Source organism: Mesorhizobium sp. WSM4819 (genome assembly GCF_055811215.1).
Map to the genome: position 1 here is coordinate 1 of NZ_JBVVQO010000093.1, position 720 is coordinate 720.

General features: G+C 63.9%; 1 protein-coding gene. It reads left to right on the top strand.

Features of this window, described 5'->3' with window-relative positions; genetic code table 11:
* Positions 1–177 precede the first annotated feature (177 nt).
* Positions 178–720, top strand: a 543-nt coding sequence (locus AC0L18_RS32375; RefSeq protein ID WP_473495741.1) for a transposase, incomplete at its 3' end; no start/stop codon positions are given.

Consider the following 720-nt stretch of genomic DNA (forward strand, 5'->3'; position numbering starts at 1 on the left):
ATGACTCACGAATCGCTTGTAGATGACGGCTGGGCCGAGACGATTGAGCTTCTCGGTGGTGAAGAGTTGATCGCGGGGAGTGCTCGCGAGACGAAGGCGTTCCTGCGGCGGCGGGGCGTCAGATCGGCTACTGATCTGTTGCGCCTGACTCTGGCTTACTGCCTTGGCAAGGTGGGCATGCGGGGCGTCGTGGCCTGGGCGGCGGCGAGCGGGATCGCCGACATCTCGGACGTGGCGTTGCTCGGCCGGCTGCGCAACGCAGGGCCGTGGCTGCAGCAGTTGATTGGGTATCTTTTGAAGCGCGAGGAGGTAGGCTTGGCCAAGGGCCGGCTGATCCGCATCCTCGATGCGACATCGGTTGCCAAGGCCGGTGTGCATGAGAAGAAGAACAATGGCCTTTGGCGTATGCACTGCGCCTTCGATCTTGAGCGCGAGCAGTTCGATTTCCTCGAGATCACCGACCAGAGCGAGGCCGAGCTGATCGACCGCGTGCCGGTGGTGGCGGGCGAGATCCGCATCGGCGACCGCGCCTATCTGCAGGCCGAGCGGATCGCAAAGGTCATGGCGCAAGGCGGCGACGTTGTCGTGCGCGCGGCGTGGAAGAATGTGCGATGGCTCGATGCCAGCGGTAAGCCATTCGATCTCATCGGCCACCTGAAGAGCTGCCGCGAGGAGGTCATCGAAACGCCTGTCTGGCTGGGCCTCAAGAAGGGCGAGCCC